Here is a 7,007-nt window from a genome sequence, read left to right on the forward strand (position 1 = left end):
CGATGCCGCTGGACCGGCAGGACCTGCTGGACCTGGACCTCAGGAACTCCTCGGGTCGAGCACGTCTCGGAAGGCGTCTCCCAACAGGTTCCAGCCGAGGACGAAGAGCACGATGATAAGGCCCGGCCAGAACGAGACGAACCAGAAGCGCAACGGTTCACCGGGCGGACCCAGGATCCACTCCCTGGCGAACGAGATCATCTGACCCCAGTCCGCGTAACCCGGGTCGGTACCGAGGCCCAGGAACGAAAGGGTGGCCGCCAACAGCACGATCGAACCGAGGTCGAGCGAGGCGATGACCAGCAGAGGACCGATCGAGTTGGGCAGGATGTGCTTCCGGACTACCCCGAAGCCTCGCCGTCCGAGCGCCTGAGCGCCCTGAACGTAATCCTGCTCTTTCACCCGGAGGATGTCCCCGCGCAACACGCGGGCGTAGTTAGGCCAGGAAACGATGGCGATCGCGATCATGATGTTGGTGATGCTCTTGCCCAACACCATGACGATCACCATCGCCAGGACGAGCGCTGGCACAGCCATGATCACGTCGGTGAAGCGCATCAGCAGGTTGTCCACCCAACCGCCGAAGTAGGCCGAGATACTACCCACGATCAGGCCCACGACGAGGGAGATGCCCACGACCAGCAGCCCGATGCGGAACGCCGTGCGGGTGCCCCAGATGAGGCCGTAGAAGATGTCGTAACCGCCACTGGTCGTGCCGAGGAGCGTCTCGCTCTCGGCACCGGTCCTGGGCACCGGCGAGAAGCCGACGCGCGGGGTGTCGTAGCAGCTCTCCGGCGAGGCGAACAGTACCCGCCAGAAGGCAGGTTCCGTCGGATCGCGGTAATCGTACTGAGTCGCTCTCGAGAGCCCGAGATCGCGCAGGCAGTTCCGGCCCAGGTCGGTGACGAGTGGACCGAATATCGCGAGCAGGACGAACGCCAGGACGATGAACAAGCCGGTCAGGGCGAGCGGATTGCGACGGAACCGCTTCATCGTCTTCGACTGCCACCAGCCGCGGAGGCCACGCTCCTGTTCGGCCGCCGCTACCGGGATCTGCCGGTCGGTGTAGGTGTCGGCCATCAGTCGTACCTTATCCGCGGATCGACGATGCCGTAGAGCAGGTCGACGAGGAGGTTCGCCAGCACCACGGCTACCGCCGTGAAGACCGCGAATCCGAGAACGGCAGCATAGTCGAGGTTGACGGCTGCTTGCGCCGCCCACTGCCCCAAGCCCGGATAGTTGAAGATGGTCTCGGTGACGACCACCCCGTTGATCAGGCCGATGAGGACGAAGCCCGAGAGAGTGATCACCGGGATCAGGGCGTTGCGGCGCGCGTGCTTGTTGTTGACCACGCGCTCCTCGAGGCCCTTCGCCCGCGCCGTTCTCACGTAGTCCTGGGAGAGTACCTCGAGCAGAGAGGAACGCATCACCCGCATGATCTGCGCGCTGGATACGGTCGCAAGGGTTATCACCGGCAACACCAGATGCATGAAGGCGTCCCAGAAGACATCGAGTCTGCCGTTGAGCAGCGCGTCTATTGTCATCATCCCGGTGTAGCGGTCGAAGCCTCCACCGCCCGCCAACTCGACGACGTACCGTGTCGACACCCGACCTGGCTCGAACCAGCCCAGACCGCCGTAGAAGATGACCAGAAGCCAGATGCCGAGCACGAAGGTGGGCAGCGACCAGCCGACGATGGAAATCACCCTCGTCAGCTGATCTACGAACCTGTCGCGGTTGAGGGCCGCCGCTGTTCCCAGCCAGATGCCCACCCCGATGATGGGCATTATCGCGAAGAGGGCCAGCTCGAGAGTGGGCGGGAACCGCGTCTGGATGGTCTCGAGGACCGGTTGGGAAGTGGTGCGGGAGTAGCCGAGGTTGCCCTGCAGCAGTTCACTGAGCCAGCGCCCGTACTGCATGTACCAGGGGTCGGTGAGACCGTACTGCTCGATGATGGCAGGTATGTTCCTGGCCTGCTGCTCGTTCTGGACGAAAGCCGCGGCACGCTGATAGGGCGTGAGGAGCTGCATCAGCAGGACGATGAACAGTGTGACTCCCAGGAACACGACGGGGAGGAAGAGGAGGCGGCGGATGACGAAGATCAGCAAGGCAGCAGCTCCAGTCCGGCCGGCCCGTTCGACCGCCGGCGGTGCCGCGAAACCGAGCGGTCCTCATCGAGCCGCGCGTCTTCTGCAACAGTTCTCATTCTTGCAAGGATACCCTGCCTCGCCCGCAGGACGAAAGGAAGGCGGGCAGGGGATGATCCCTGCCCGCCGGTTGCTTCCGGATCTGGAGGAGAGTTACTCCTTGGAGATGTCCTTCCACTTGAACTCGGCCGAGAGCATCGGGTTGAAGTAGACGCCCTGCACCGCGTCGGTAGTGAGGATGAAGGGGCTCTGCGCCGGGATGGTGATCAGCGGCGCCGTCTCGTAATGCTCGACGCCCACCTGACGGTAGAGGAACGCCCGTTCGGCCGGATCGACGATCGCTTCGGCCTGATCGATCAGCTCCTGCATCGAGGGAACGTTGATCGAGGTGCGATCCGAGTAGTAGCCGTCGTTGTCGTAGAAGGTGTTGATGAAGTTGCGGGGGTCGGCGTAGTCGGCGCACCAGCCCAGCACGAACATCGGAGCCTTCTGTTCGGCAGTGCGGGTGAGGAAGTCGGCCCACGGCAGACTGCGTACGTTCATCCTGAAGTTCGGGTTGATGAACGAGAGGTTGTCGGCGATGATCTGCAGGACGGTCTGGCGGAGGGTGTTCCCCGCGTTGTAGAGCGCGGTGAACTCGAAGCCCTGCTCCCACAGCTGCCCGTCGAACGCCTTGCGGAAGTAACCCTCGGCGGCCTCCAGGTCGAGCGTGCGGATCGGGATGTCCTCGTTGTAGCCGAGGAAGGAGGGCGGCAGACCCATGGTCAGCGCGACGCCCTCACCGTCGTAGATCTGCTCGATGTACCCCTGCTGGTCGAACAGGTGGGAGAAGGCCAGACGCACGTTGGCGTCGGCGAAGAAGTCCGACGGGATGCCGCTGCCGTCGAGCTCCCCGGAGCCTACGTCCTCGTTGTTCTCAGTGTTGATGTCGAAGTTGAAGAAGCCGGCGGTCACGCACGCAGGCGCCCAGGAGGGGTCCTCATGGACGACGACGCCGGGAGCGCCGCGAAGCTGGACCAGCGCGGCCCGCTCGTTGAGGGTGATGCGGTCGGCGTCACCCTGCTGGAGCGCGAGGATCCTGGTGGACTGCTCGTCGACGTACTCGACGACTACGTTCTTGATGTCGGGAGCGCCACCCCAGTAGTTCTCGAACGCCTGGACGACGACGGACTCACCCTGGTTCCAGGCCTGGAGCTGATAAGCGCCGGTGCCGCTCATGTTGGTGTGGAGGAACTCCTGGGTGAGATCGCGGCCGATCCACTCGGTCCAGGTCGCCTCGGTACCATCCCACGATCCGCCTTCGATGGCGAACTGACTGTCGACGACGCTGAAGGCCGTGTAGGTGATGATCGCGATGAGGGCGGGGTCGGGATGTGTGAGGTTCAGCTCGAAGACCAGCCCGTCGTCACCCTCGGGGCACTCGGCGGCCTGGTCGATCTCTTCCCACGACACCTCGGCCTGGTAGGCAGCCGGGTCTTCGCCCGTCATCTGCGTGCCGACCAGCTGGTCGCCCATCAGGTACATGACCGCACCTTCCGAGTTCGCGGTCACGAGTCCGTACTCGAACGAGTACTCGACGTCGCGGCAGGTCAGGGTGTTGCCACTGTGGAACTGCACCCCATCCCGAAGCTGGAAGGTGTACGTGGTGCCGTCCTCCGAAACCGTGTGGCTGGTGGCCAGCGCCGGCACGAACTCGTCGATCGCAGCTCCATCGTAGGTGTAGAGCGTCTCGTAGACGTTCTCGATGATGGTGCCGGAGCCGGTGTCGTAAGCACGGATCGGGTCGAGCGAAACCGGCTCGCCGTACGTCTGATAAACGAACGTGTCGGCGGGCGACTGCGCCAGGACGAGGCCCGTCAGGCAGAGCGCGAACAGTGCTGCTATCGCTTTTTTCATTGTCCTCCAAAGTCAGCGGTGACAAAGTCGAGGAAGTTGCTACTTCGAGACTGGATACATGAGATCTTCCGCGAAAGAGTTCCTTCCGAGCCTCCTTTCCTGATGGGGAAGGCCATTCCCCCTAAGGTGCAGTTGCCGTAGTTTAACAGACAGCGTCCAGGACACGCGCCGGACCCGGAATCGATTAAGGACCACGGCGGCGAGGCGCTGCGAGCCGGACGCGGGGAGCCCGATGAGCGACTGCGGTACCATTGGAACGATGCCGATGAGAACCCAGAGAACCCGTCGCCAGCGCCGCACCTGGCCGCTGGCGTGGCTGACGTTACCCCTCCTGGCCATGCTGGCCGGCTGCATGTCGCGGCCCGACTCGCTCGCGCCCATGATCGCCATCACCGAACCGAAGAGCGGGGCCACCAGCTCTACCGAGGTACTGAGGATCTACGGTTACGCCCTCGACGACGAGGGCATCGCTGCCATAAGGGTCAACGGCACCGACCTCATGCAGTTCGAGGAGAACGCCGGCGCCAGGGGCAAGTCGCTCATCCAGTTCGCGTTCCAGGGCAGGCCAGAGCGCGAAGGCGAGGCCGAGTTCCTCATCGAGGTGGAGGACACCTCCGGCCGAGTCACCGTGCTCCCTTACGTGCTCACCGTCGACACCACCCCGCCATCGCTGGAACTCGAAGCGGAAGCGTTGGGCGGCGGCCGCTACCGGGTACGCGGGGTGGCGCGCGACAATACCGAGGTGAGCTCGATCCGCCTGGGCGGGCAACCTCTCCAGTTCGCGCCGGCGCCCGAGTACAGCTTCGAGTTCTCCAACGTCGCACTCGCGGAGCCCACCATCGTGGTTGTCGACAGCGCAGGGAACCGCATCGAGCGGAGCGTCGAATAACGGTGGACATCCGCACCGCGCCAGGGGAACACGACCAGGGCTTGCGGTTGCCGGTTTCGTCGGCAGATGTGCTCGCCGGCATCGCCCCCGGCAAGGTAGTCGACCTGGAGGTGCGCTACGGAAACGGCGACCTCCACCGTACCCTCGACGCGTTGGGCATCGCCGGGCCGTTCAAGGTCCTCTCACCGTGGGAACTCGAAGACCCGCAGGGCAAGCACCTGGTGCACGCAGGCGGCTACTCGGCGCTCCCGTTCGGAGAAGCGTACGAGCCGCTCGTGGCTTTCGCCCGCGACTACTTCGAACGATGCCGCACGATGGGCTTCGCTCAGCAATCGGCTTCAGAATGGCGCGCAGCGCTCGAGGCGAACCTCGTGGCGCTGCTGGCCGCAGGGGCCCCCTCTCACGCCGACTCGCAGGTGTTCTTCTCCAACAGCGGAGCCGAGGCGGTGGAGGCTGCCCTGAAGTTCGTGCGTTCCGCCCGGCCGGGGGCGAACGTCATCATCAACTTCAGCCGGGCCTATCACGGGAAGACTTTCGGCGCGCTCAGCCTTACCCCGAACGAGGAGTACCAGGGTCCCTTCAAACCGTTCCCCGGTGACGTGAGGACTCTGCCGTTCGGCGACATCGACGCTTTCGAGGCCGCCCTGCGAGAGATAGGGCCCAGGAACGTCGCCGGCATCTTCATCGAACCGATCCAGGGAGAGGCTGGCGTCATCACTCCCCCGCCCGGCTACCTGTCAGCCGTCGGCGAGATCGCCCGGAGTTCGGACATCACCATCGTGGCAGACGAGATACAGAGCGGATTGGGGCGCACCGGACACTGGTTCGCCTCGCTCGCCGGTGGTCTCGAGCCCGACATCGTGACACTCGCCAAACCGTTGAGCGGGGGCCTCGTGCCTATCGGTGCCACCATCGCTCGTAAAGGGCTGGTGAAACGGCTGCTGGGAGGGCTCAACAGCAAGCGACACTCGAACACCTTCGGCGGCGGCAGCTTCGCGGCCGCCGTGGCGATCAGATCCCTCGAGTTGATAATCGAGGAGGGGCTTGTCGAGAAGTCCCGGGCAGACGGTGAGCTGGGGCTCGAGCGGCTACGCGGCATCCAGCAGCGCTACCCGGACTTCATCGCCGAGGTGCGGGGGGCTGGCATGCTCTTCGCCCTGGAACTGCGGAACGTGGTCAATCCGAGACTGCTCCCCGGCCAGAAGGAGCTCATCTCGGTCGCCGGAGGCGCCCTGGCGCTGCGCGCTTTCCACCAGGGCGGTATCCATGCCTGCTTCACCCTGAACGCCTCGGGAGTCGTGAGGTTCACACCCGCTCTCAACATTCCCGCCCCGCTTCTCGGCGAGATGCTCGGCCGGGTCGAACGGGTAGCCGCAGCGAACCCGCAGCCCTGGCGGATGGTGACCAAGATGCCTCCTTCGAGCATAGGCAGGCTGCTCAAGCTGATCGGTCAGACGTCCTAGCTCACTCGAGCTCCAGACGCATCAGATCCTCGACCGTCTCGCGGGACCGCACGAGCCGAAGCTCGTCCCCGTCGAAGATCGCTTCCGCCGGACGGAGGCTGGAGGCGTAGTTGGATGCCATAGCCATGCCGTAGGCTCCTGTCTCCCCCACCACCAGCAGGTCTCCCGGCTTCAGATCGACCGGCAGCGAGATCGCCGCCGCGAGGCGGTCGGCGTTCTCGCAGAGGGGGCCATCCAGGTCCGCGGTGCGGGCGTGAGTGTCGGATCCGCCATCACCCAGGCGGCGCACGGGATGGGCGGCTCCGTAGAGCGCCGGGCGCAAGAGGTCGGCCATGCCGGCGTCCACGATGACGTGCCGCACCGGACCCGCCTTCAGATGCCGGACCGATGTCAGCAGGACACCAGCGTCGGCGACCAGGTAGCGACCGGGTTCCAGCAGCAACTCGAGCCCGAGGTTCTCGGCCAGCGCGGTCGCGAACTCGGCGAACTCGGCCAGGGGGAAACCGGGTACCGCGTAGCCGCCTCCGAGATCGAGGAGGTCGGCGTCCGGGAACTCGTCACGCAGTTCGGAGCACAGGTCGCCCAGGAGCCTGTAGGCGTCGACGGAGGAGA

At 64.8% G+C, this 7,007-nt stretch carries 6 protein-coding genes (1 of these 6 running past the window's edge); 2 read left to right on the plus strand and 4 right to left on the minus strand.

Annotation, left to right across the window (positions count from 1 at the left end):
- Positions 1-39: 39 nt before the first annotated feature.
- The 3 genes from VF168_13375 to VF168_13385 form a co-directional block, all read right to left on the minus strand.
- A complete protein-coding gene (locus tag VF168_13375) occupies positions 40-1,080 on the minus strand; it encodes an ABC transporter permease (protein HEX7005170.1) in 1,041 nt (346 codons plus the stop codon).
- Entirely contained in the window at positions 1,080-2,108 is a 1,029-nt protein-coding gene (locus VF168_13380) for an ABC transporter permease (protein HEX7005171.1), read from the minus strand. The genes VF168_13375 and VF168_13380 overlap by 1 nt, the downstream gene beginning before the upstream one ends.
- Positions 2,109-2,300: 192 nt before the next feature.
- A complete protein-coding gene (locus VF168_13385; GenBank protein HEX7005172.1) occupies positions 2,301-4,043 on the minus strand; it encodes an ABC transporter substrate-binding protein in 1,743 nt (580 codons plus the stop codon).
- Between the two features lie 259 nt (positions 4,044-4,302).
- Here VF168_13385 and VF168_13390 point away from each other — a divergent pair, with 259 nt between their 5' ends.
- Both VF168_13390 and VF168_13395 read left to right on the plus strand, forming a co-directional pair.
- Positions 4,303-4,932, plus strand: coding sequence for a hypothetical protein (locus tag VF168_13390; GenBank protein HEX7005173.1), 630 nt, complete (start codon positions 4,303-4,305; stop codon positions 4,930-4,932).
- 2 nt (positions 4,933-4,934) lie between these two features.
- Complete coding sequence (locus VF168_13395; GenBank protein ID HEX7005174.1) at positions 4,935-6,395, plus strand: aminotransferase class III-fold pyridoxal phosphate-dependent enzyme; 1,461 nt, start codon at positions 4,935-4,937, stop codon at positions 6,393-6,395.
- A gap of 1 nt (position 6,396) precedes the next feature.
- On the opposite strand, the gene lysA is transcribed toward VF168_13395, so the two are convergent.
- Positions 6,397-7,007, minus strand: partial view of a diaminopimelate decarboxylase gene (gene lysA / locus VF168_13400; GenBank protein ID HEX7005175.1) — the 3' portion only. The gene runs 583 nt beyond the window's last position; 611 of the gene's 1,194 nt are visible here — the last part of the coding sequence; the start codon falls outside the window, past its right edge — the gene reads right to left on this strand; the stop codon is at positions 6,397-6,399.

The organism is Trueperaceae bacterium (assembly GCA_036381595.1).
In the GTDB taxonomy this organism is placed as follows: domain Bacteria; phylum Deinococcota; class Deinococci; order Deinococcales; family Trueperaceae; genus DASVCN01.

What these genes read in the sequence shown, in the direction of transcription:
- VF168_13375 (HEX7005170.1), bottom strand. Translation starts at nt 1,080, where the DNA reads ATGGCCGACACCTACACCGACCGGCAGATCCCGGTAGCGGCGGCCGAA.
- VF168_13385 (HEX7005172.1), bottom strand. Translation starts at nt 4,043, where the DNA reads ATGAAAAAAGCGATAGCAGCACTGTTCGCGCTCTGCCTGACGGGCCTC.
- VF168_13390 (HEX7005173.1), top strand. Translation starts at nt 4,303, where the DNA reads ATGCCGATGAGAACCCAGAGAACCCGTCGCCAGCGCCGCACCTGGCCG.